Consider the following 23185-nt stretch of genomic DNA (forward strand, 5'->3'; position numbering starts at 1 on the left):
TTGTAATCTATTATTTAATCTTTAGATGTATATTTAATGATAAATTCATTTTTTAGTAAGATGAATAAGTATTAGATCATGTTCCACGTGGAACTAAATATTATGGAAAAAGAAAATAAAAAATAAACAAAAATAAAGACTTTACTTGATACAATAGCTTGTGAACAAATGAGAGAGAAAGATTTAAAAATGAAAAAAACAATACTGTTGGCAACAGCTTTATTTTCAACATTCAGCTTTGCAAATGTTGATACGGTTAAGTCTAATTTGCAAAAAAATCATCCAGATTTAAAAATTGAAAAAATTCAGCCAACAGAAATGAAAGGTATTTATAGTGGTGTAATGGGTGGGCAAATTGTCTATTTAAATGATGATGCTCAGCATCTTATCGCAGGAACAATGGTGCGTTTAAGTGATCAAAAAAATTTAACGAAAGATCTCGTAATTAAACAAAATACAGTAGATTGGAATAAGTTAAATCTAAATGATGCTGTCAAAATTGTGAAAGGAAATGGTAAGCATAAACTTGCTATCTTCTCAGATCCAAATTGCCCTTACTGCAAAAATTTAGAAGATGAATTGAAAAATTTAAATAATGTAACGATTTATACCTTTATTGTGCCATTTAAACCGCAATCTGTTGAACCTTCGAAAAAAGTATATTGTGAAAAAAATCCTGCTCAGGCATGGACTGATTTAATTGCTAAAGGTATTCAACCAACGACTAAAAAAGTCTGTGAAAATCCAATTGATCGTAACTTTGCTGTTGCAAAAGAAATAGGTGTAACAGGAACGCCAAGTATTATTTTTGAAAATGGTTTAAAAGTTGTAGGTGCGTACCCTACCGATAAAATTGAAGAAATTTTCAAAGAATTTGGTTTATAAAAAGAGTGGATTAAATGATTTAGATAAGTGATTTATCTACAAAAAAGCACCTTATTAAAAGGTGCTTTTTCTTAATTTTTTGTGAGTAAACTATAAAGATATAAAATAACAATAGCACCAACAATAGAGGCGAAGAATCCTGCTGTTGCATTTTCACCATAAAAACCTAAAGCTCGACCTCCATAGGTTGCAACTAATGAACCACCAATACCTAATGCTGTAGTGACAATAAAACCTGCTTTATTGTTTCCTGGTTTAATCGCTCGAGCAATTAAACCAGCAACAAAGCCGACCATAATGGCTACAATAAGTGACCACATAAAAGATCTCCTTGTTATTTATACTTTGCAAATCATACTGATATATATCATTAATCAGTTTATAAAATTGAAAAGTATATTAAATGCTAAAAGTTGTGGGGATTTTGTATTTTTAAAGAATAAAACGATATAAAAAAAGTGGCATATGCCACTTTTAATATTATTAATCAGAGACCAATTTCTCCAATAAATGGAATATGGCGATATTTTTGATCGTAATCTAAACCATAACCAACAATAAATTTATCTTCAACTTCAAAGCCTAAGAATTTAACTTCTAAGTCGATTTCACGGCGTGAAGGTTTACTAACTAAAGTACATAATTCAATTGAATTAGGACCACGTGTTTCTAGTATTTCTAGAACTTTGCTTAAGGTATTACCAGAGTCAATGATGTCTTCAATTACAAGTACATCTTTACCGCGAATATCGCCATCTAAATCTTTTAAAATTTTAACGTCTCGCGTAGATACCGTTCCACCACCGTAGCTTGAAACAGTCATGAAATCGAGTTCATGCGGTTTTTCAATTGTGCGACACAGATCTGCCATAAAAATTACAGAACCACGAAGCAAGCCAATAAGAATAAGCTCTTTGTCACTGTTTGCGTAGTGTGCATTAATTTGTGCACCAAGCTCTTTAACTTTAGCTTGGATTTCGTCTGCTGAAATCATTACGCTCATTTGAACGGTCATGGGTAGATACCTAAAGAGTAAGAAAATATAAATAAAAAAGGCGTTGACCAGCAACACCCCAAATAATATATATTAATTTTAATACATCTAGACTCGAGATGCATCTTTTTTACCAAGGAAAGCATGTAATCATATTTGAGTTTGTAAAATGTTATTCTTTTAAAATGACTTATTTTACAAACTCAAAGTCTAAAAAATTAGCTGATTTTTACATCTTTGACGTATGCAGGTTGCCCATAAATATAGGTTGCATGGATATTACGATCATCCCCCATTGTCATTAATGCAAACAGAGCATCTTCAATGCTTTTGGCTCTTTGCTGACGAAGTTCTTGTAACGCCGTGGCTGCTAAATCTAGCACCACAAAGTCGGCTTCTTTACCTACATTAAAGTTACCTAATTGGTGGTCTAAATCTAGCGCTTTCGCACCGCCTAATGTTGCATGATATAAAGATTCAAATGCAGATAATTTATTACCTTGCAGTTGTTGAACTTTATAAGCCTCATTGATCGTTTGTAATTGGTTAAAGGATGTTCCTGCGCCAATATCTGTACCTAAACCGACTTTGACTTGTTTTTCCCACGTTTTATTTAAAGGGAATAATCCACTTCCTAGAAATAAATTGGATGTTGGGCAAAATGCAATAGCTGAATTGGTTGCATGCATACAGTCCCATTCATCTTCATTAAGATGAACACAATGAGCAAAAATAGATTTTGAACCTGTTAAGCCATAATGATGATACACATCTAAATAGCCTTTTTGATTTGGGAATAAATCTTTAACCCAAGCAATTTCATTTTTATTTTCACTTAAATGTGTATGAATATAAACATTAGGATATTCAGCTTTAAGTTGCTGCGCTTTTTGCAATTGTTCAGGTGTTGAAGTTGGTGCAAAACGTGGCGTAATCGCATAAAGATTACGACCTTTACCATGCCATTTTTCTATAAGAGTCTTAGAGTCCGTATAAGCACTTTCAGGAGTATCACAGAGTTCATCAGGTGCATGACGATCCATGAGAACTTTACCAGCAATAATACGCATTTGATGCTGTTCCGCAGCTTCAAATAAGGCATCTACAGACGTAGGATGAACTGTACAGAAAACTAAAGCAGTGGTTGTACCATTTTTTAATAATTCATGAATAAAAAATTGTGCGATTTTATCGGCATAATTTTTGTTATTAAATTGAATTTCTGTTGGAAATGTATAGGTATTTAACCATTCTAAGAGTTGTTCACCGTAGGCACCTATCATTTCCGTTTGTGGAAAATGGATATGGGTATCAATAAAACCAGGAACAATCAATTGATCCTTATAATGTTGTATTTGGATGTCAGATGAGAGTAGCTCTTTCCCCTCCTCCCATGCACCAAACCATTTAATTTTTCCTTGCTCAGTAATGAGTAAACCATCTTCTACATATCGCACTTGGTCGTGAATTTCACGCGCTTGGGCAACCGTATTCTGAATATCTAGGAAGCGACCGCGAATAGCCGTCGTTGCAATTACAGAAGACATTTAAAACCTATGCTTTTTACTTTTTTCAGTTGATTGTACCTGAAAATTGGATAAAAAGTGTGAAATGTATTTTTTGTTCTAAAGGGATTAACAAAGATAAAACTGAATGTAAATTAATCTACTTTTAATTTCGATCAATCATCCAAAACTACATACAAAATATGAGATAAGATAAAAACTAGGAATAGAAGAAAGTATAGTCTATTTTATGTTTTCAATAGGAATTTAAATGAAGAATGATGAGCAATTAAGAAAAAGAAATCGACGAGAAAAACATGATTTAAAACAGCTGAAAACAATCATTTCACAGCATGCTGTAATTCCTAAAATATTATCAAGTTTGAAACAATTTTCAATACCGTTATATCTAGCTGCTGGTGTCATTCGTAATACAGTATGGGCACATTTACACGATATTGAATATGATTTAAATAGAACAGAAATTGATGTTATTTTTTATGATAGCCATGATGATGGTTCATTTTATCAAGATATAGAAAATGTATTATCAAAAATCTTTCCTCATATAAAGTGGGATGTTACTAATCAAGCTCTAGTTCATCAATGGTATAAAACAGATCGTGGTGAATCAATTGCCCCTCTATTTTATGCTTTATCTCTTTGGCCAGAAACAGCAACAGCTGTTGCTATTCGATTAACTGAAAATAATAAATTAGAGTGTATAGCCCCTTTCGGGTTAAGTGATTTATTTGAATTAAAGTTAAGATGGAATAGTAAATTGGTTAGTTATGAGGTATTTCAACACCGAATAAGTAGTAAGAAATTTTTAGAAAAATGGTATTTGTTAAAATTGATTAAAGATACTTAAGAAAATAAAAATGCTTTCCCTTAAGAAAGCATTTAAAGCGTTTTAAGTTATTTTATAGCGCTGTTTCATTATGCTTTTTGTTGTGCTGAATTGACATCCAAGCCGTAATAGCCAATACCAATACAATAAAGCTAAGTGAAATCCAAATTGGCATATGGAACACATCAAGCATTAACATTTTAAAGCCAATAAATAAAAGAATGATACCTAAACCATAAGGAAGATAATGCATTTTTGCAGCCGCACCAGACAGTAAAAAGAACATTGCACGTAAGCCCAAAATTGCCATTAAGTTTGCTGTTAATACAATGAAGGGATCACTTGTTACAGCAAAAATTGCAGGAATAGAATCGACAGCAAAAATAACGTCAGATGCTTCAACCAAAATTAAAACTAAGAATAATGGCGTTGCCCATAAAGCACCATTTTGACGAACAAAGAATTTGTTGTCGTGCATGGCTGAGGTAATACGAAGATGTTTACGTAAGAATTTTAATATAGCCATATCTTCGATATTTGGATCATCATCTTGTCCTTTAAGGAATTTAAAACCTGTATAAACAAGGAAAGCACCAAAGATATAAAGTACCCAAGAAAATTCTTGAACGAACCATGCACCAATAAAAATAAAGATGGTACGAAGGACAATAGCACCCAATACACCGTAAAGTAGTAATTGGCGTTGTAATGCAGGAGGAATAGCAAAAGCGGCAAAAATCATAAGCCAAACAAAGACATTATCAATCGCTAATGATTTTTCAAGCAAATAACCTGCAAAGTATTCCATGACTTTGGTATTTGCGACTGTTACACCAGCGGTTTGTTGTAAGTAGAGCCATAATCCACCGCCAAATAAGGCAGCGACAGTAACCCATGCAATACTCCAAAAAGCAGCAGTTTTAATTTTAACATCTTGACCTTGTTGTTGTCTGAAGCCTAAAAAATCGATTAAAAGCATGACAGCAACGATGCCGAAAAATGCCAGATACAGCCATAAAGTGCCGATTGTTTCCATGTGTATTTCTCCACATCTTAACAACCAGCCATAAAAAAACCTCGACCAGTTGCCAGATGATATAAATCTCTGTAACAACATGATCAAGGTCTTGCCTACATCTTTAATTATTTAAAGATGCTCAGATACCGACTTTTTGCAAAGTGTAATGACGATAGTCTGACACGTTAAATCAGAAAGCATTTAACGTTTGGAGGAGGCTACTCCCCTTGTTCAATAATTCTGTTTTTGGATGAGTTCCAAATATATATGAAGCATGACAGAATTTTTTAAATTGTGCAATTATTAACACCATAAAGATTTAATTTGAGGGTTTTAAGAAGTCAGATCGATTGACTAAGAAGAGTGCTACTAATGTTCCCATTAGTGCGATTATTCCACCAAATATACCAATATAGTTGAGACCAATATAACTGGTAATTAATCCACCTATTAGTGCTCCTCCACCAATTCCGACATTATATAATCCTGAAAAAATAGCCATAGCGACATCAGTTGCATCTGAAGCAAGATTTAATGTTTTTGATTGGACTGCTAGATTAAAGCTAATAATCGCGATTCCCCAAAATATACTTAATAAGCTTAAGCTCCAAAAACTTATACTCGCTGGTAATAGCAATAACATGGAGATAGCAAGACTTGCAGTTGTAATGGGAATGAGCATTTTAGAAATTCGGCTTGCAAATTTTCCAAATAAATAAGAACCAATAAAGCCTGCTCCACCATAAATAAGTAACAAAGTTGTGGTTTCTTCAGAATTAAATAATGCGATATTTAATGAAAAAGGTTCTATATAACTATATGCCGTAAATTGTGCGCAAATAATGAGAACAACCAATGAAAATATCAGCATTAAACTCGGTCGTTTTACTAAACTTTTTAAACTACTTAATGAGCCTGAATTAACGCTTGGTAAGAGTGGTAAGGTTTTCGCTAGAATTAAGCAAATGAGTGCAGCACAAATAGCGATGAAACCAAAAGAGTTTCTCCAACCATATTCATCACCAATAATTCGTCCCAAAGGAATACCAAGTACCATTGCCAAAACAGTGCCAGTAGAAAGTAATCCGAGCGCTTGAAATTCTTTACCTTTTGGTGCTACACGTACAACTAAGGATGCTGTAATTGACCAAAATAAAGCATGGGCAAAGGCAATACCAATTCGGCTAATAATAAGAACTGTAAAACTCCAAGAAAAGTAAGATAAAACGTGGCTGGCAATAAATAGAATAAATAAGCTAATTAAAAGAAAACGACGCTCAATATTCTTGGTCAATAACATAATGGGCAATGACGTGAGTGCAACAATCCATGCATAGATCGTAATCATTGTGCCGACTTGAGTGACAGACATGGAAAAGCTTTGACCAATATCACTGAGTAATGCAATTGGAATAAATTCGGTGGTATTAAAAATAAAAGCAGCAAATGCGAGAGTAATAACACAGATCCATTGCTGACGTGACTTTTGAGGTATTTCAGATGAAATTGACATGAATAAGCGTCATTTAGGATAGTAGACAAATGAGGAACTTAATTTTATAGAAATAAATGATGTCTGACGATAATATGTTCATTATATTTCAATACAATAGATTGAAATTAAGTATAGACGTTGAGGAAAAATAATGCAGATTCAATATAAAGAATATGAAAATGGTGGAATGTTTTATATAGAACAAGAACAACGAAATTTGGCAGAAATCACTTATCAATGGAAAGATGACTCCACTATTATTGCAGATCACACACGTGTTGATGATGCATTAAAAGGACAAGGCGTTGCTCGTCAGTTATTAGATGCACTTGTAGAATTTGCACGTAAAAATAAATTAAAAATAGTACCTCTATGTTCTTATGTTGAAGTCATGTTTAGACGAGATCAAAGTTTGGCAGATGTAAAAGCTTAAATGCAAAAGAAGCCTATATGTATAGGCTTCTATTTATTTTATGATTCTAAATAATGTTTAAAAATCAATAATTACTTTTAATGCATTTTCATCAGAAGCATGTTTAAACACTTCATATGCAGATACCATATCTTTAAATTTAAAATGATGTGTTGCTAATTTTTCTAAAGGTAATTTTCCTGAGCAACATGTTTTTAATAGCATGCCTGTTGTATTGGCATTGACTAGACCAGTCGTAATGGTGAGGTTTTTAATCCAAAGCTTATTTAATTCAAAGCTAACGGCTTTTCCATGTACGCCTACATTGGCAATATTTCCGCCCTCTTTCACTACATTTTGACAAATGTCCCATGTCGCTTCAATACCAACGGCTTCCATTGCACAATCAACACCACGACCATTTGTAAGTTCTAAAATACGTTGAATAGCATCTTCTTTAGCCGAATTGACTGTATGAGTTGCACCAAGTTCTTTAGCTAAAGCGAGGCGGTTATCATCCATATCTACAGCAATGATTTGTGATGGTGAATAAAATTGTGATGTTAGTAAGCAGCCCATACCAATTGGACCTGCCCCAACAATAGCAATCGTATCTCCTGGTTTTACATCACCATATTGCACGCCAATTTCATGTGCTGTTGGTAATACATCTGATAAAAATACAGCGACATCTTCATTTAAACCTTCTGGTAATAAATAAAGTGAAGTATCTGCAAACGGTGTGCGAACATATTCAGCATGAGTACCATCAATCATATAACCCATAATCCAACCGCCTTCATTTTGGCAATGAGAGTAGAGTTGTTTTTGACAGTTTTCACAAGTACCACAACGGCTAACACAAGAAATAATTACGCGGTCGCCCTTTTTGAAGTTTTTGACACTACTACCGACTTCTTCAACAATTCCAATACCTTCATGCCCTAAAATTCGACCATCAAAATGCCCAGTTTTTGCTTTAGCTGTTTCTTCAATTTCAGGATTTTTACCTTTCCAAATGCCTAAGTCTGTTCCGCAAATTGTAATTTTTTCTAAGCGAATAATGGCATCGGATGGGTGGATAATTTGTGGAACTGGACGGTCTTCAAAACGTAAATCATTAGCACCGTGATAGACCATTGCTTTCATGGTATTTGTCGTATTCATCGTTTTATTCCTTCTTTAATTATCATTGAAATTTCTAGGATAAATCTATATTACTATTAGAAAATTAAAATAATATGTGTAGTTTATGTACATTTTTTTATAAGATTAAATCATTGTTATTTATCTAAAAAATATTTTTTATTCTATTGGGAAATAAAAAGCCCGAAAAATCGGGCTTTTAAAATACTAAAATTTAGGCTTTGAGTGCTGTGATGAGTTTTTGATGTAAGCCACCAAAACCACCATTTGACATAATCACAATAGCATCGCCCTCACCTGCTTCTGCTACTACGGTTTGAATAATATCTTCAAGTGAACGAGCAACCACAGCTTTGTTTGATGCAGCCTCAATAACAGGTTGTAAATCCCAATCTAAACCTTCTGGTTGATACCAAATCACTTCATCTGCTAAACGTGCAGAATGAGCTAAACCATCTTTATGGCTTCCCATACGCATCGTATTTGAGCGAGGTTCAATAATTGCCCAAAGTTTACGTTGACCTAAACGTTTACGTGCACCTTCAAGTGTTGTATCAATCGCTGTTGGATGATGTGCAAAGTCATCATATACTTCAATACCACGAATGGTACCAAGTAATTCCATACGGCGCTTTACACCACCAAAATTAGATAATGCTTCACATGCAGTTTCAATTGAAACACTAACATGTTCTGCCGCAGCAATAGTTGCTAAAGCATTTGCAACACTATGTTGACCTGTCATTGTCCATTTCACTTCACCTTTTTCAACGCCGTGTTGTAAAACTTTAAAGTGAGAACCATCTTCAGACAATTGTTCAGCATACAGCTCTGATTTCTCATTAGCATCTAAACTTGTACGAACCACAGGTGTCCAACATCCCATTTCTAAAACTTCATCAATATTGGTTTCAGTAATGGGTGCAATAATGCGACCTTCACTTGGAATAGTACGAACTAAATGATGGAATTGTTTTTGAATGGCAGCTAAATCATCAAAGATATCTGCATGGTCAAATTCTAAATTATTAAGAATCGCTGTTTTTGGATGGTAATGAACGAATTTAGAGCGTTTATCGAAAAATGCAGAATCATATTCATCTGCTTCTACACAGAAATATTTACCACCACCTAAACGTGCACTTTCACTAAAACCCAAAGGTACACCACCAATTAAAAAACCTGGTTCTAGCCCAGCTTGATCAAGTACCCAAGCCAACATAGTTGTTGTCGTTGTTTTACCATGAGTTCCTGCAACGCCTAATACATGCTTACCTTGTAAAACATGATCTGCTAGAAATTGTGGTCCTGAAATATAAGGTAGACCTTCATTTAGCATATATTCCACAGCATCTATGCCACGCTTCATGGCATTCCCAACAATCACTAAATCTGGATGTGGTTGTAAATGACTGCGGTCATAGCCTTGCATTAAGGTAATACCTGCATTTTCCAATTGAGTGGACATCGGTGGATAGACATTTTGGTCTGAGCCTGTAACTGTATGACCTAAATCACGTGCTAATAATGCTAAAGAACCCATAAAGGTGCCACAGATGCCTAGAATATGCAGATGCATACGTTGAACTCCACTTCTTTTTTTGACACATCACTTTGTTTTTGGTGGTGTTGTCATACATTTATTTGATTTGTAAGCAACGATAGCAAGGCTCTAGATGAAAAGATAGTTTTTCTTGTATTCAAATTCATGTTTCTCTAGATTAAGAATCTGAAATGAGAGTGAGGAAAAATCTGCATTAAAAAATGCATTTTTTTAGAATAAAACTCTAAAATAGTATGAATTTTTGAGGATTTAAATTGAGATGTCATTCGCCTTTATTCTATTGATTATTGCCAATTGTTTTATGACATTAGCATGGTATGGACATCTAAAATTTTTACATGATGTACCACTTTGGCAAGCGATTTTATTTGGTTGGGTGATTGCCTTACTTGAATATAGTCTAATGATTCCAGCAACACGTATGCTTGCAAATCATGGATGGTCTCTAGGACAAATGAAAATTACTCAAGAAGTGCTAACTTTGGTCGTTTTTGTACCTTTTATGATTTTTCTTTTTAAACAACCTTTTAAATTAGATTATCTATGGGCAGGGCTTTGTTTACTTGGATGTGTCTTTTTTGTTTTTCGTAGTCAGTCTTAAATTTAATCGAAGACTACATAACTATTTTTATTAATTTTTTATAAAAAACAATAAAAATCGAGCCTTACATTGACCGTTAAATTTTCTTGAGATGAAAAATCAGTCTATAATATAAGGCTCTTATTAAAGCTTGGCTCTCTCGTCGAGATTTATCTCTTCTTTCTTTAATCTCTGGAAAAATTGCAATGAATGCGGCCGCTTCTCAAGACACTCCTCTCGTTGGAATTATTATGGGTTCTCAATCAGATTGGGCAACACTAGAACACACTGCCAATATGCTTAAGCAGCTTGGTGTCCCTTTTGAAGCTGAGGTTGTCTCTGCACACCGTACACCAGATCGTTTATTTGAATATGCTGAAACTGCGCGTGATCGTGGTATTCAAGTAATTATTGCAGGTGCTGGTGGTGCTGCACATTTACCAGGTATGTGTGCTGCAAAAACTGATTTACCAGTACTAGGTGTTCCTGTTAAATCATCAATTTTAAATGGTGTTGATTCATTACTTTCAATTGTACAAATGCCAGCAGGTATTGCGGTTGGTACATTAGCAATTGGCCCAGCTGGTGCAACGAATGCGGCAATTATGGCGGCACAAATTTTAGGTTTAACGCGCCCTGAAATTGCAAAAAATGTAGCAGATTTTAGAGATGCCCAAACTGAAAAAGTGGCAGGCAATAATATTCCAGGTCAGAACTAAAAGCCAAGCTTAATACGGAATCAAGATTATGAATAAAACCATCGGTATTTTTGGTGGTGGTCAACTCGGTCGAATGATGGCTCAAGCGGCTTTGCCACTGAATATTCAATGTACTTTCTTTGAAGCAAGTTCAGACTGCCCTTCTGCTGCATTGGGACAAGTTATTTCAACCAAAGCTGAAAATGGTTTGCAAGACTTTATTCAAAGTGCAGATGTATTTAGTTTAGAGTTTGAAAATACACCATTGGCTGATGTAGATGTTTTGGTACAGCAAAAAGCATTACATCCACCGCGTCAGGCTTTAGCAATTGCACAAAATCGTCTTTCAGAAAAAGCCTTGTTTGATGAGCTTGCAATTCCTGTTGCACCTTATAAAGCCGTTAACTCTTTAGAAAGCTTAAAAACTGCTGTTGCTGACTTAGGTTTACCTATTGTGCTTAAAACAGCAACTGGTGGTTATGACGGTAAAGGACAATTTGTTTTACGTCATGAAGATCAAGTTGATCAAGCATGGGAAGAACTTGGTCCAGCAGGTTCATTAATTGCAGAAAGTTTTGTCACTTTTTCGAGAGAAGTTTCAATTATTGCAGTACGTGGACAAAATGGAGATGTAAAAACTTGGCCACTGGCTGAGAATCATCATCACAATGGTATTTTGTCACATTCAATTGTTCCTGCTCCAAATAGTGTAGATTTACAGCCTGTAGCACAGGAATACATTACTCGCCTACTTAATCATTTGAATTATGTTGGTGTATTAACACTTGAGCTGTTTGTAACAGATAAAGGTTTATATGCCAATGAAATGGCACCACGTGTTCACAATTCAGGACATTGGTCAATTGAAGGTGCTGTATGCTCGCAATTTGAAAATCATATTCGTGCAGTGGCTGGTTTACCATTAGGATCGACAGAGATTGTACGTCCAACGGTACTAGTTAATATTATTGGTCAATATCCAAAGTCTGAAGATGTACTTGCACTCAATGGTGCTCATTTACATCTTTATAATAAGACTGAACGTGAAGGTCGTAAGATTGGTCATATTACTCTAATGCCAAATGATAGTTCGGAACTTACAAGTTTATGTCGTCAGTTGGCGAAAATTTTACCGAATCCATTAGCACTTAGCGAAGATATGAACATTTAAACCTAAATTTGAATGTAAAAAAAGCGGTCATGCAAATGACCGCTTTTTTTCTTTTCCATATTCGGGCATGATTGCGCCTCTTCAAAATCTAAGCATTTTTCATAAAAATATTAAAAAAACTGATGTTTGAAAAACAATCGATTAGTTATATAAAAAAAGTATAAAAATGCGGAATTTTATCTATTTTGAAAAATAAAAAATACACCTCAAATTTACGCTTTGAATTTAAAATAAGTGGTTTTTAAATTCAAAAAATGGGGTTTATGAATTTAAAAACAAAGTTTTGAATTTAAAGTTTAATAAAATGAATTTAAAAAGATGATAAATGAATTTAAAACACTAAACTTTAAATTTAAAGATGGATTTTATGAATTTAAACATGAGTTTTTGAATTTAAAAGTATGCTTTTGATGTGTAAGTAACCAAGATTTAAATTTAAATAGATAAAATTTAAATTTAAAAATAATAAAGAGTTATAATGTTGCTTGTGGATAACTAGATGTTTCTTCTATTTTAAATTTAAAATATCAGTTTTAAATTCAAATTAAGTGGGTTTTGACTAATGTTTTAAATTTAAAAGTGTTTTGTTGATAAGTTTTTAAATTTAAAACAGTAAATATGAATTTAAAATGAAGAAAAAATGAATTCATATTTACGAAATAATTCTAGCTTTTCACTTTTATGGTGCTACTTTCAATAATATGATTTGAATTTAAAAAAATTAGGTATTTTATGCGTTATTTTGCTTTGCTATGTGCATCTTCATTATTCAGCTTTTCTCAATTGCATGCTGAATTAGTTATTAACGGTCAAACAGATGCAAAATCGCCCATTGTAAATATGGGGAATCTGGAAAGTACTTCTCAAAGTAAATTTCAAAGTTGTTTAGCAAATTTACGTAATCAAGCCATTAAATCTGGGGTTTCTGCTACAACATACGATCGCTATACACAAAATTTAGTACCTGATTATTCAGTAATTGAAAAATTAAATTTTCAACCTGAGTTTTCAACACCTATTTGGGATTATTTATCTGGCTTGGTCGATGATGAGCGGGTACAAACAGGACAACAAAAAATTCAGCAACATCGAGATGTTTTAAATCGTGTGTCTCAAGCTTATGGCGTTCCTGTAGAAACGGTTGTTGCTGTGTGGGGCGTAGAGAGTAATTTTGGTCAAATTTCTGGTAAATATCCATTATTACAAGCACTTGGTACCTTAAGTTGTGAAGGGCGTCGACAAAGTTATTTCCGTGGTGAATTTTTTGCCACAATGCGTATTTTACAGCGTGGAGATTTAAGAGAAGAGCAACTGAAAGGTTCATGGGCTGGTGCATTTGGGCATACTCAATTTATGCCATCAACATATGAAGAGCTTGCTGTTGATTTTGATGGTGATGGGCGTCGTGATTTAGTGTCAAGTACATCTGATGCTTTAGCATCTACTGCCAATTTCTTGAAAAAACGTGGTTGGCAAACAGGTCAACCTTGGGGATTTGAAGTTCAAATACCAAGTGGTATGTCAATTAATGGTGAAAGCCGTCGTAATAAAAAGGCATTATCAACATGGCTTGCTAAAGGGGTTACACGTATAGATGGTACGCCATTAATTCAAGGAAATTTAACAGAAAATAGTCAAGCAGGTTTGATGGCACCAGCAGGTGCTAATGGTCCTGTCTTTTTAGTATTTAAAAATTTTGATGCTATTTATAGTTATAACGCAGCAGAAAGTTATGCATTGGCGATTGCACATTTATCTGATCGATTACAAGGCAAAGGTCCATTTATTCAGACATGGCCAACTGAAGATGCTGGAACATCGCGTGCCGAACGTCGTGAAATTCAAAACTATTTATTAAGCCTAGGTTATGATATTGGTGAGGCAGATGGTTTAATTGGTGATAAAACTCGTAAGGCTATACAGCAAGAACAAATTCGTTTTGGTCTAAAACCAACAGGAAGAGCTGGGCAGCTAATTTTGAAGGTCTTACGAGATGAAAATGTGAAAAAAATTATGCAATAATTTAAAAAATTAAAGCCTGCATATGCAGGCTTTAATTTTTGTATAAGTTAAACTTCTAATTCAATTGCTTCTAATAAATCAAAAATAATTAAAGTAACATCTTGGCTTAAATCTCTGTTATTAAAGATTTCATATGCTGTAATTGTAATGTCTGTATCGCTTGGCAATAAGCGTTGTTCTTCTTCTATGAGATCTTTTATTGGAAGCAATGTTTGCTTAATTTTGAGATGAAAAATATCTTCAAATTCAACAAACTCATCATCTACTTCTATCAGTTGTTTATTGAAATAAGGAATGAGAATTGAGTGGAGAAATGGTTTAATTTCCATAATATCAAATATTTCAATATCACGTGTTTGTTCAATGGTGCTGATGTGATCATTTACTTCTATAATAATATGATAGTAACTCACATTGGTCTCCATAAAAATTATTATAAACTATATCTATAATATGAAATATTTATAAATAAACTAAAAGATATTTCAAACGAATAAATCATTATATTAGATTTTTACATATTAAGCTAAAGTTTTGAGTAGAGTGTATATATTTAGAAAAAATATATTTTTGATGAGTTATTCATAATCTATTAAAAAAGTAGCTTTTCCTTCTATATTGCCTACCGTAACAGTTGGATTAAATTTATAAAGTTGTGCAGATGCTAATTTTGTATAGGTTGTTGATGTGTCAGCATTAAAGTAATTGAAAGGCCTGCCAAGAACAAATGGTGTTGGGGTATTTAAGTTATTTATAAGTTGAATTCTAGCATTGCTAATAGGTGTTGTGGTTGCACTATTAGTTAATATACCTTGATCATTTGTATTTGCTGAATCATTAACATCTAAAATAGTTAATTTAAAGGTTCTACTGTTAATAGATGCCGAACAATTAATATCAATATTAAATTGTGTTGTATTTTGCGTTAGATTGTTGGAAAGCAAATCAATAGTTGTACTTCCTAAATTTAGTGTAGAAGGCACATTTAATTGGCAAGTTGGCAAATTAAATCTTAAAGGAATATTTAATTTAATATTTGTTGAATGTGTAAATATGATGGATGTATTTCCTCGATGGTAGTAGCGTAGATCAAGTCTTCCTAAATCAATAGTTAATGTAGTGTTATTTAATGCATTAATTACTTCAGATGAAGGTTTTTGGTATAAAAAATTGAATGTTGCATTTTCAATACGAATACCTAAACTATTTATGCCAACATTTGTTCCTCCCGTGTAATATACAAGACCACCCAAGGTTGTGACATTAGATTGGCTTTCTGGTGAGATGGTAGCGGGAATGATATTATAAGTTGTATGGTTGTTTGTAATTTGAGCACCAGTTCCACCATTTGCATTATTTTTTAAACTGAATTCTAGGCTAAAATTTTGTGAAATGTAGTCTATTGCAGCAGTAATAATTGTGGGATTTGTTGTTGATGATCCTGTAATTGTAAAATTATTATTTATTAATCTAAATGGTGGGGTTGTAGATAATACTGTTGAATTAGGTGTGAAATCTGCACGAACATATACTTGACCACCATCACTTTCATTTGCGCAATTTTCTAGAACTTGCATGTTAATAGAACTAGTTATAGATGAAGTATGTGAAAGATTATTAATGTTTTGAGTTGGAGTTGTATAAATAGCAGGATTTAATTTTGTTCCACAGTCTGCATATAAATATGATGTAGTGAAGAGTAAATATAATTGTAATAATAATTTCATTTTATATACACTCCACGTCTATAATATTGAAATATTCTGTTTTAATTTTTTTTATTGTTGATATATTTATTGGTTCAATAATACAAAAATCACTATCATTATCTCCCCAAATTAATTTTGTTGAATAAGTAAGAGATTTTTCATCTTCAATGATAATTTGTTGCGAGGGGCTCAAAAATCCAATTATTTTATTATTAAAATCATATAATTGACTTCCAATAGGTGGCGATTTTGGGCTATAGATATTAAATAAAATATTAGAAAATTTCTGTGTTTCAAATAAAGCAATTTGTGCACTATATTTTTTAGGAATAACTTGGGTTTGGTTAGTAATAAAATTAATATTTGTAGATAAGTGAGATGGATCTATGGAAATAGTATTGAATGTATAAGGCGTATTAAAAGGATAAATAGCATTTCCAAAGCGATCTATCTGTACTCCCCAAGCATTTTGTACTTTTGCACCTTTTCCATCTTTAGCATGAATAATAGTATATGTTTCAGGTATATATCCGACCAAGCTAATACCATAAGGATGTGCAACAATTGCACCATTTGCAGAGAATGAGTGTTGGCTTGTATGATCATTATAATTTATAGTTGATGATAATGATGTTTGAGGTAAGTGATAATTAATATATCCTGTTATTGAATTTTTATTTTTAGAATTATCAAAATTTTGTTGAATACCTAAACCAAAATTAATTTCATTATTTGAACCTGAATTTCCAGAAATTTGTGAGGTTAAAGATGTTTGATCTTTATTATTTTGAATGGAATTATTTATAAATAGATATTTATTTTTCCATTGAAGTGGAATATTAATTGAAAGATATAAATTTAAATCATCTTTATATGTGTTATTTGTATAATTGGTTTTTGCTATATTTAAATTATAATTGATTTTTTTATAAGCATTACTATAATTTAAGTAATACTGGTAAGTATTTTCACTCTCCTTCCAGTAAATGTTTTCTCTATAACCGATATTGAAATTTCCTAAGCTTTTATGACTAAATCCTTTTGTTAAAAAAAATCCAAAAGTTTCTTTTATTCCATATGAGTATTCATAATTTAAATTTTTATCGGTAGTATTTTTATAATTTTTTTCATATAATAAATTTGAAATGTTTATATGTTTTTCAGTGTTGTATTCATAATCTGTTGAAAAACTAAAGTTATTTTTAATCCAGTTATATTTGTAGTTAATGCTAAATCTTTGAGCATTATTATTTTGATTTAAATATTTTGATTTAAATATTTTGATTTTTGATGTTCTAATTGTAAGTTTAAACCACCAAGTATTGTTGAAAATGAACTTCCTAATAATAGACTATAGAATCCATTTGTAATGTTTAATCCGAGTATACTAGTTGTATTGTTGGATAAGCCATAATGAATATTATTTTGAAAAACATAATCATCTGAATTGCTGTTTTTAAAATAATACTCTCCCAAAGCTATATTATAATTTATTCTTCCTTTTTTTAATAAATTAAAACTATTTTGAAAAGGAATTATAAAGGTTCGCTTTTCACCACCTATTTCATTTATTTCAAGTAAAATATCACCATCTGCATGAGTTACTAAATCTGAAATTTTAAATGGACCTGTAGGAACATTTTTTTCATATATTTTTTGTCCATTTTGATAAATATTAATAAGTGCATTTGTATAAGCAACATTTTCGATAATTGGTGCATAAGATCTTTGAGACCAGGGGAGCATTTCAGCATCTGATGAAATTTGAATACCTAGTATTGGAATGCTTTCTATGTTGTAATTCTGCGTGTTAAATTGTCCTATGCTTAAACGAGAATTTAACTTATTAATATCCTTATAAAGTACATTTTGTGATGAATTATATTTCTGAAAATTATTAGAGTGAGCTTCAAAGGTTCCATTATGTCTAAAATACCAATCTAACAGATTAAGGCCTCCTGATAATCCTAAATATTTGCTTTCTGAGTTTTTTTCTTTATTGTAGTTGAAGTTATATCCAATAAAGCTAGATGTAACTCCTTTATTAAATAATTTGGAATTAATATATCCTTTTGGATATTCTTTAATAAATTTTTGAGGAATAAATAAATCTAATTTTAAAATTTCTTTATGAAAAACATAATATGCATCTTTAGAAATATCGTTTATTAGAAGGCATTTATTTTTAGAAATATTTTCTAAAAATTCTTGTGTAAAATTAATTTTATTGATCAATTCATTATCGATGCATAATACAGCACTTAATGACCCATCTAAATGGTCAAATTTGGTATCAATATCACCAATATTTTGCCCATTTAAAAATATACTGGTTCTATAAACTCCTGAACTTATATAATTTTCAGTTTGAAAATGACTAAGGTTAACAGGAATGTCATTTCCAAAAAGGGATGATGAGTCAAATGTCACTATATTATATGCAATAAGATCATCCACGAGATCGTTATTGGCAAAAGCTTTACTGATTAAAATTGTGGTAAATATTAAGCATAGAGAATGACATATTTTACTATTCATTTTATCCCTCATTACCTGAAGGTGTTGAATTAAACTCCTCAATAACACCTAAATCATTGATTATATAGTACTTAATATTGTTGTTTTTTATTTTAAGCTGAAGAATTTTTTCTTCAAAAGGTTCAATCATATGAGAATTTTCAGTTATTTCTTTATTCTCACTTTCAATTTTTATAATCGTAATGTAATAAGGGGAAGGGTTGCTTATTTTTAAGTGATCTTGGTCAAGATATTGAAAATTTAGCATTTTATAGGCTTGATTTGGATGGATTTTTAATCCTTTTGGACGATAAAAAAGCTTAATACGTGTTCTTACCGTAAATTTAATTTTATTTGCATCGGTATATTTAGGATTTTCTGGTGGTATATCGAGCATGTTAAACCAAAAAATAGATTCACGATCTAATGGCAACATGGAGATTGTTGTTGGAATAAGGCGGATAATTTGCCCTTTGTTTGCTTCTATTCTTGTTAATGAAGGATTGAGAACAAATGGAATTTCATTTGCTTTAGGAATCTCTAGAGTATTGCCATTATCAATCCAAACTTGAACCAAAGCAGGTGTTTTAAATGTATTCCTTAATTGTATATTTATACTTTTTTCATTCGCAGGAAATATGATTCGAGTGCCATCGATTGTGACCCCACTCCATGTGATTGAGCTTATTAAAGTGAGAAAAATAGACAAAAGAGTATTGCGAAGCATATTTCTCAGCTCCTTTTTTGTTTTTTAAGTATTTATTTTTTAATTATATTCAAGCGTATATGTAAGAAGTGCTTGTACCGGTTGAGCAACTGAAGTGGCATCAGCGGCAATATATTGTGCTTTATAGGTTAATGTTGCAAAGCCTCCATCATCTGCAATAACAATACTTCTTGGCTGTGATGGATAAGTTGTATTAAACGTAACAGGAACATCATTGTTTGTAAGAATTTGAAGGTTCACTTGCCCAGCCCCTGCATATGCAGTATTTACAATAACTGAAGGCTTTGTGGCAACATATCCATTTGCGGGCACACTTAAACCAATTCCTTTAAGACCTTGATTTGTTGCTTGATCACAAGCTGTTGTACTATTCGTTTTTGTAAGACGTAATTTGAATGTTTTAGTGCCAGTAACGCTGTCTTCACCCATGAAAGAACTATCAGGGACTGTATCTAGAACTACAGCAATATCATCATAAGCACCATTTGTATTGTCCCCACCAGACAGGGTGCAGGTAGAATCAATTACACGACCTGTAATTGTAATTTGATTGGCTGCATATAATTGTGAATAGCCAAATAGTCCCAAACAAAGAAGTGTACTTTTAGAAATAATTTTCATAATGTCACCTTATTATTATAGTTGCATCAGATTTAAAGATATTATTTTTTTATAAAATTTGGGCTAATAAATAACCTCTTTTAAGAAAATATTAACATAAAGTATTTTATACAGACAGTTTTTATTATATTAATTAGTTGAATTAATTCACATTAAGGATTGATTTTTAGAATTGGTTAAAAAAAGACCGCATAATTATGCGGTCTTTTTTACTTAAGATGAAAAATTATTTTTTATCATCTTTAACTTCAGTGAACTCTGCATCTACAACGCCATCATCAGCTTTTTGCTGTTGTTGACCAGCATCACCTTGGAATGCATTAGGATCAAAACCTTGTGCACCGCCTTGACCTTGCGCAGCTTCATAAGCACGCTGAGTAATAGGCATGATGATATTTTGAAGTGCTTCAGTTTTTGCTTTGATATCTTCTGCATCATTTTCTTTTGTAGAAGTTTCAAGCTCTGCTACAGCAGTTTCAATTGCAGTTTTTTCATCAGCTGTTACTTGCTCGCCAAGATCTTTGACAGCTTTGTTTGCAGACGTAATTAACGCATCAGCTTCATTACGTGCTTTTGCAAGTTCTTCAAATTTACGATCTTCTTCAGCATTCGCTTCAGCATCTTTGATCATCGCTTCAATTTCAGCATCGCTCAAACCAGAGTTTGCTTTAATTTGAATTGATTGCTCTTTACCAGTGCTCTTATCTTTAGCAGATACTTTCAAGATACCATCAGCATTGATGTCAAATGAAACTTCAATTTGTGGCACACCACGTGGAGCAGGTGGAATGTCGCCTAATTGGAAGTTGCCTAACAATTTGTTTTGTTGAGCCATTTTACGCTCACCTTGGTAAACAGAAATGTCTACAGCAGGTTGGTTATCAGCAGCAGTTGAGAACACTTGAGATTTCTTCGCAGGAATCGTTGTGTTTTTCTCAATAATTGCTGTTAACACGCCACCCATAGTTTCAATACCAAGAGTCAACGGAGTTACGTCAAGTAAAAGAACGTCATTCTTGTCACCTGAAAGTACAGCACCTTGAATTGCAGCACCCATTGCTACTGCTTCATCAGGGTTCACATCTTTACGTGGCTCTTTGCCGAAGAATTCTTGTACTTTTTGTTGTACAAGTGGCATACGAGACTGACCACCAACTAAGATTACATCAGAGATATCAGAAGTTGATAAACCAGCATCTTTAAGCGCAATCTTACATGGCTCAATTGTACGAGCAACTAAGTCAGCAACAAGACCTTCTAATTTTGCACGTGTTACGTTGATCACTAAGTGTTTAGGACCAGTCGCATCAGCAGTGATGTATGGAAGGTTGATTTCAGTTGCATTAGAAGATGAAAGTTCAATTTTCGCTTTTTCAGCAGCTTCTTTTAAACGTTGAAGAGCAAGTGGATCTTGTTTCAAGTTTACGCTTTGCTCTTTCTTAAATTCTTCAACTAAGAATTCAATTAGTGCGTTATCGAAGTCTTCACCACCAAGGAATGTATCACCGTTTGTAGATAGCACTTCAATTTGTTGGTCGCCATCAAGGTCAGCGATTTCAATGATTGATACGTCAAAAGTACCACCACCTAAATCGTAAACTGCAACTTTACGATCACCTTCTTTTTTGTCCATACCGAACGCTAACGCAGCAGCTGTAGGTTCGTTGATGATACGTTTAACTTCTAAACCAGCAATTTTACCAGCATCTTTAGTTGCTTGACGTTGAGCATCATTGAAATATGCAGGAACAGTAATTACTGCTTCTGTTACTGCTTCACCTAAATAATCTTCAGCTGTTTTCTTCATCTTTTTCAAGATTTCAGCAGAGATTTGCTGTGGAGCAAGTTTTTTATCGTTTACTTCAACCCAAGCATCACCATTGTCTGCTTGAATGATTTTGTAAGGTACAAGACCAATATCTTTTTGTACTGCTTGATCTTGATACTTACGACCAATTAAACGTTTGATAGCGAATAATGTATTTTTTGGGTTAGTTACCGCTTGACGTTTTGCTGATTGACCTACAAGAATTTCGCCATCTTTATACGCAATAATAGATGGAGTTGTACGTGCACCTTCAGCATTTTCAATTACTTTAACTTTGTCGCCTTCAAGAACAGCAACACATGAGTTTGTTGTACCTAAGTCAATACCAATGATTTTAGCCATTCGATCTGTTCCTCAAAAATTCTTTTGTGATTTACACTTGTTATCCGATATGAGAGCCGTTCAAAATATTTCAAGTTTTTTTAGTAAATATTTTTAAAAAACTCTCAAATTTTTTAGGTTTATGAGCCAACCATAACCATAGCAGGACGAAGTAAGCGTCCGTTTAAGCTGTAACCTTTTTGCAATACTGTGCCAATTTCATTGCTTTTTGCATTTGGATCAATCCCAACAGCTTGATGTAAGTCAGCATTAAAACCATTTGCTGTATCAACAGCGACTACACCGAATTTCTCAAGTGTAGAAAGTAAAGATTTAAGAGTAAGTTCAACACCTTCAACAACAGGGTTTTTATCATCACCTACTGCTTGAATTGCACGTTCTAAATTGTCAACTGTATCTAAAAGTGCTTTTGAAAATTTTTCTAAAACGGCATCTTTATGTTTTTCAGATTCACGCTGAATACGTTCTACACTTTTTTGTGCTTCATAAACAGCATTTGCAGTACGTGCTTTTTCTAACTTTAAATCTTCTTCAAATTTCTTAATTTGCTCTTGTAAGCCTTCAACGGTAACTACAGATTCCTCGTTGGTTTCTTGAGTTTGTGCAGTTTGTTGATTTGTTTGCTCTTGCTCAAGATCATGAGCTTGTTCATTTTGCTCAGTTGCCATTGATTTACTCCGTTTAAATGGGTTCTTAAACATGTACAGCCCTTCTTTGGCATCAGTTTTAACTGAGTTAATGCTGAACTGCCATGAGTTAAATTTCATGATTAGCTAAAAGGTCGGGGCATATTGTGAAAATTCAAGCACAAACTGAATAATTTAATTTCTAATACTTGCAGTTTTTTTTTAAGGGATTAATATAGTTGAAAGAGAACTAATATAATTGTATTTATTTTAAAAAAATTATTATGAAAAATCATCTAAAAAAGAAGTTGATTAGATTGGATTCTTAGATAATTAGCTGCTGATCACAGATTGGTGATTCATTATACTCCTATCGAAATATGTGATTAGTTTTATGAATTTTAACGGTTATACAATTTTTTAGTTATTGATATTATGTATTACATATTCAGTGACCATATTTTTGAGGAGAGAG

General features: G+C 32.8%; 22 protein-coding genes. 7 read left to right on the top strand and 15 right to left on the bottom strand.

Annotated features, from left to right (window positions below; translation table 11 throughout):
- Positions 1-189 precede the first annotated feature (189 nt).
- On the top strand, positions 190-885 hold the full coding sequence (locus AOY20_RS04010; RefSeq protein ID WP_054580663.1) for a DsbC family protein: 696 nt from the start codon (positions 190-192) through the stop codon (positions 883-885).
- Between the two features lie 71 nt (positions 886-956).
- Here AOY20_RS04010 and AOY20_RS04015 read toward each other — a convergent pair whose 3' ends face one another.
- From AOY20_RS04015 to guaD, 3 genes are all read right to left on the bottom strand, one after another.
- Positions 957-1205 carry a GlsB/YeaQ/YmgE family stress response membrane protein gene (locus tag AOY20_RS04015; RefSeq protein WP_054580664.1) on the bottom strand — a complete coding sequence of 83 codons (249 nt, stop codon included), beginning with the start codon at positions 1203-1205 and terminating at the stop codon, positions 957-959.
- A 167-nt stretch (positions 1206-1372) separates the two neighbouring features.
- Positions 1373-1900, bottom strand: coding sequence for a hypoxanthine phosphoribosyltransferase (gene hpt / locus AOY20_RS04020; RefSeq protein ID WP_054580665.1), 528 nt, complete (start codon positions 1898-1900; stop codon positions 1373-1375).
- A gap of 197 nt (positions 1901-2097) precedes the next feature.
- A complete protein-coding gene (gene guaD / locus AOY20_RS04025; protein WP_054580666.1) occupies positions 2098-3426 on the bottom strand; it encodes a guanine deaminase in 1329 nt (442 codons plus the stop codon).
- Between the two features lie 229 nt (positions 3427-3655).
- Between guaD and AOY20_RS04030 the strand changes: the two genes are divergently transcribed.
- Positions 3656-4255 (top strand): nucleotidyltransferase family protein, encoded by a 600-nt coding sequence (locus AOY20_RS04030; protein ID WP_054580667.1) that lies wholly within the window; start codon positions 3656-3658, stop codon positions 4253-4255.
- 52 nt (positions 4256-4307) lie between these two features.
- On the opposite strand, the gene AOY20_RS04035 is transcribed toward AOY20_RS04030, so the two are convergent.
- Both AOY20_RS04035 and AOY20_RS04040 read right to left on the bottom strand, forming a co-directional pair.
- Entirely contained in the window at positions 4308-5270 is a 963-nt protein-coding gene (locus AOY20_RS04035) for a TerC family protein (protein WP_054580668.1), read from the bottom strand.
- Between the two features lie 301 nt (positions 5271-5571).
- Positions 5572-6765: a sugar transporter gene (locus AOY20_RS04040; protein WP_054580669.1), complete on the bottom strand. Its 1194-nt coding sequence runs from the start codon at positions 6763-6765 to the stop codon at positions 5572-5574.
- 133 nt (positions 6766-6898) lie between these two features.
- Here AOY20_RS04040 and AOY20_RS04045 point away from each other — a divergent pair, with 133 nt between their 5' ends.
- The gene (locus AOY20_RS04045; RefSeq protein WP_054580670.1) at positions 6899-7180 is read left to right on the top strand and encodes a GNAT family N-acetyltransferase; all 282 of its coding nucleotides are present in this window, start codon (positions 6899-6901) and stop codon (positions 7178-7180) included.
- 57 nt (positions 7181-7237) lie between these two features.
- Here the strand turns inward: AOY20_RS04045 and AOY20_RS04050 are convergent, their stop codons facing one another.
- The gene (locus AOY20_RS04050) at positions 7238-8326 is read right to left on the bottom strand and encodes a zinc-dependent alcohol dehydrogenase family protein (RefSeq protein WP_054580671.1); all 1089 of its coding nucleotides are present in this window, start codon (positions 8324-8326) and stop codon (positions 7238-7240) included.
- 193 nt (positions 8327-8519) lie between these two features.
- Positions 8520-9884: a UDP-N-acetylmuramate:L-alanyl-gamma-D-glutamyl-meso-diaminopimelate ligase gene (gene mpl, locus AOY20_RS04055; RefSeq protein ID WP_054580672.1), complete on the bottom strand. Its 1365-nt coding sequence runs from the start codon at positions 9882-9884 to the stop codon at positions 8520-8522.
- A gap of 244 nt (positions 9885-10128) precedes the next feature.
- Between mpl and AOY20_RS04060 the strand changes: the two genes are divergently transcribed.
- From AOY20_RS04060 to AOY20_RS04075, 4 genes are all read left to right on the top strand, one after another.
- Positions 10129-10470 (top strand): DMT family protein, encoded by a 342-nt coding sequence (locus AOY20_RS04060; RefSeq protein WP_054580673.1) that lies wholly within the window; start codon positions 10129-10131, stop codon positions 10468-10470.
- A gap of 185 nt (positions 10471-10655) precedes the next feature.
- Positions 10656-11168: a 5-(carboxyamino)imidazole ribonucleotide mutase gene (gene purE / locus AOY20_RS04065; protein WP_054580674.1), complete on the top strand. Its 513-nt coding sequence runs from the start codon at positions 10656-10658 to the stop codon at positions 11166-11168.
- Between the two features lie 28 nt (positions 11169-11196).
- Positions 11197-12318: a 5-(carboxyamino)imidazole ribonucleotide synthase gene (locus AOY20_RS04070; protein WP_054580675.1), complete on the top strand. Its 1122-nt coding sequence runs from the start codon at positions 11197-11199 to the stop codon at positions 12316-12318.
- Between the two features lie 732 nt (positions 12319-13050).
- Positions 13051-14340 carry a lytic murein transglycosylase gene (locus AOY20_RS04075; RefSeq protein WP_054580676.1) on the top strand — a complete coding sequence of 430 codons (1290 nt, stop codon included), beginning with the start codon at positions 13051-13053 and terminating at the stop codon, positions 14338-14340.
- A 47-nt stretch (positions 14341-14387) separates the two neighbouring features.
- Here AOY20_RS04075 and AOY20_RS04080 read toward each other — a convergent pair whose 3' ends face one another.
- From AOY20_RS04080 to grpE, 8 genes are all read right to left on the bottom strand, one after another.
- Positions 14388-14765 carry a hypothetical protein gene (locus tag AOY20_RS04080; RefSeq protein WP_162490446.1) on the bottom strand — a complete coding sequence of 126 codons (378 nt, stop codon included), beginning with the start codon at positions 14763-14765 and terminating at the stop codon, positions 14388-14390.
- Positions 14766-14918: 153 nt separating this feature from the next.
- Positions 14919-16067, bottom strand: coding sequence for a fimbrial protein (locus tag AOY20_RS04085; RefSeq protein WP_054580678.1), 1149 nt, complete (start codon positions 16065-16067; stop codon positions 14919-14921).
- 1 nt (position 16068) lies between these two features.
- Entirely contained in the window at positions 16069-17397 is a 1329-nt protein-coding gene (locus tag AOY20_RS15030) for a fimbria/pilus outer membrane usher protein (RefSeq protein WP_081403355.1), read from the bottom strand.
- Positions 17307-18587 (bottom strand): fimbria/pilus outer membrane usher protein, encoded by a 1281-nt coding sequence (locus AOY20_RS15035; protein WP_054580680.1) that lies wholly within the window; start codon positions 18585-18587, stop codon positions 17307-17309. The genes AOY20_RS15030 and AOY20_RS15035 overlap by 91 nt, the downstream gene beginning before the upstream one ends.
- A gap of 1 nt (position 18588) precedes the next feature.
- A complete protein-coding gene (locus tag AOY20_RS04100) occupies positions 18589-19293 on the bottom strand; it encodes a fimbrial biogenesis chaperone (protein WP_054580681.1) in 705 nt (234 codons plus the stop codon).
- A 39-nt stretch (positions 19294-19332) separates the two neighbouring features.
- Complete coding sequence (locus AOY20_RS04105; RefSeq protein ID WP_054580682.1) at positions 19333-19914, bottom strand: fimbrial protein; 582 nt, start codon at positions 19912-19914, stop codon at positions 19333-19335.
- Between the two features lie 226 nt (positions 19915-20140).
- The gene (gene dnaK, locus AOY20_RS04110) at positions 20141-22084 is read right to left on the bottom strand and encodes a molecular chaperone DnaK (RefSeq protein ID WP_054580683.1); all 1944 of its coding nucleotides are present in this window, start codon (positions 22082-22084) and stop codon (positions 20141-20143) included.
- 119 nt (positions 22085-22203) lie between these two features.
- A complete protein-coding gene (grpE, locus tag AOY20_RS04115) occupies positions 22204-22752 on the bottom strand; it encodes a nucleotide exchange factor GrpE (protein WP_054580684.1) in 549 nt (182 codons plus the stop codon).
- Between the last annotated feature and the right edge of the window lie 433 nt (positions 22753-23185).

The sequence above is a fragment of the Acinetobacter equi genome, from assembly GCF_001307195.1.
GTDB classification, from domain to species: domain Bacteria; phylum Pseudomonadota; class Gammaproteobacteria; order Pseudomonadales; family Moraxellaceae; genus Acinetobacter; species Acinetobacter equi.

Coding starts and splice junctions, on each gene's coding strand:
- AOY20_RS04010 (WP_054580663.1), top strand. CDS start 190: ATGAAAAAAACAATACTGTTGGCAACAGCTTTATTTTCAACATTCAGC.
- AOY20_RS04015 (WP_054580664.1), bottom strand. CDS start 1,205: ATGTGGTCACTTATTGTAGCCATTATGGTCGGCTTTGTTGCTGGTTTA.
- hpt (WP_054580665.1), bottom strand. CDS start 1,900: ATGACCGTTCAAATGAGCGTAATGATTTCAGCAGACGAAATCCAAGCT.
- guaD (WP_054580666.1), bottom strand. CDS start 3,426: ATGTCTTCTGTAATTGCAACGACGGCTATTCGCGGTCGCTTCCTAGAT.
- AOY20_RS04030 (WP_054580667.1), top strand. CDS start 3,656: ATGAAGAATGATGAGCAATTAAGAAAAAGAAATCGACGAGAAAAACAT.
- AOY20_RS04035 (WP_054580668.1), bottom strand. CDS start 5,270: ATGGAAACAATCGGCACTTTATGGCTGTATCTGGCATTTTTCGGCATC.
- AOY20_RS04040 (WP_054580669.1), bottom strand. CDS start 6,765: ATGTCAATTTCATCTGAAATACCTCAAAAGTCACGTCAGCAATGGATC.
- AOY20_RS04045 (WP_054580670.1), top strand. CDS start 6,899: ATGCAGATTCAATATAAAGAATATGAAAATGGTGGAATGTTTTATATA.
- AOY20_RS04050 (WP_054580671.1), bottom strand. CDS start 8,326: ATGAATACGACAAATACCATGAAAGCAATGGTCTATCACGGTGCTAAT.
- mpl (WP_054580672.1), bottom strand. CDS start 9,884: ATGCATCTGCATATTCTAGGCATCTGTGGCACCTTTATGGGTTCTTTA.
- AOY20_RS04060 (WP_054580673.1), top strand. CDS start 10,129: ATGTCATTCGCCTTTATTCTATTGATTATTGCCAATTGTTTTATGACA.
- purE (WP_054580674.1), top strand. CDS start 10,656: ATGAATGCGGCCGCTTCTCAAGACACTCCTCTCGTTGGAATTATTATG.
- AOY20_RS04070 (WP_054580675.1), top strand. CDS start 11,197: ATGAATAAAACCATCGGTATTTTTGGTGGTGGTCAACTCGGTCGAATG.
- AOY20_RS04075 (WP_054580676.1), top strand. CDS start 13,051: ATGCGTTATTTTGCTTTGCTATGTGCATCTTCATTATTCAGCTTTTCT.
- AOY20_RS04080 (WP_162490446.1), bottom strand. CDS start 14,765: ATGGAGACCAATGTGAGTTACTATCATATTATTATAGAAGTAAATGAT.
- AOY20_RS04085 (WP_054580678.1), bottom strand. CDS start 16,067: ATGAAATTATTATTACAATTATATTTACTCTTCACTACATCATATTTA.
- AOY20_RS15035 (WP_054580680.1), bottom strand. CDS start 18,587: ATGAATAGTAAAATATGTCATTCTCTATGCTTAATATTTACCACAATT.
- AOY20_RS04100 (WP_054580681.1), bottom strand. CDS start 19,293: ATGCTTCGCAATACTCTTTTGTCTATTTTTCTCACTTTAATAAGCTCA.
- AOY20_RS04105 (WP_054580682.1), bottom strand. CDS start 19,914: ATGAAAATTATTTCTAAAAGTACACTTCTTTGTTTGGGACTATTTGGC.
- dnaK (WP_054580683.1), bottom strand. CDS start 22,084: ATGGCTAAAATCATTGGTATTGACTTAGGTACAACAAACTCATGTGTT.
- grpE (WP_054580684.1), bottom strand. CDS start 22,752: ATGGCAACTGAGCAAAATGAACAAGCTCATGATCTTGAGCAAGAGCAA.